This window comes from Nocardioides pakistanensis, from assembly GCF_054781215.1.
Map to the genome: position 1 here is coordinate 1 of NZ_BAAGUV010000053.1, position 726 is coordinate 726.

General features: G+C 69.7%; 1 protein-coding gene. It reads left to right on the plus strand.

Features of this window, described 5'->3' with window-relative positions; genetic code table 11:
- Window positions 1-598: IS21-like element helper ATPase IstB (gene istB / locus ACYVIH_RS17460; protein WP_460870781.1), on the plus strand; the 598-nt coding region annotated here is incomplete at its 5' end.
- Between the last annotated feature and the right edge of the window lie 128 nt (window positions 599-726).

Sequence of the window (726 nt, forward strand, 5' to 3'; positions counted from 1 at the left end):
CTCCCTGCCGACACCGGCCACGCTCGCGGACTTCGACTTCGACGCCGCCCCCGGCCTCGACCGCAAACTCATCGACGAACTCGCGACGTGTCGCTACCTCGAGTCCGCCACCAACGTGCTGCTGATCGGGCCGCCCGGCGTCGGGAAGACCCACCTCGCAGTCGGACTCGGCCGCGCTGCTGCCGAAGCCGGTTACCGGACCTACTTCACCACCGCCGCCGACCTCGCCGCCCGCTGCCACCGCGCCGCGATCGAAGGACGCTGGGCCACCACCATGCGGTTCTTCGCCGGACCCACCCTGCTCATCATCGACGAGCTCGGCTACCTCCCGCTGCCCGGCGAAGCAGCCTCCGCGCTGTTCCAGGTCGTGTCCCAGCGCTACCTCAAGACCAGCATCGTCTTAACCACCAACCGCGGCGTCGCGTCCTGGGGCGACGTGCTCGGCGACACCACCGTCGCCGCGGCCATGCTCGACCGGCTCCTGCACCGCAGCGTCGTGCTCAACCTCGACGGCGACTCCTACCGCCTGCGCGACCACCACGCCAAGAACGACGCACTCCGTCACGCCGCGACCGGCACCCGCCGACCGCTACAGTGACACCCGGCCCAGGGTGGGGAAATTCGATGAGCGCCCCTGGGGAATTTCGGCGAGCGCCATCAGTGGCGCGGTTCGGCAGCGACCTGTGTGGGCGGCGGTGGTTGTACTCGTCGACGAAGACGTCGATC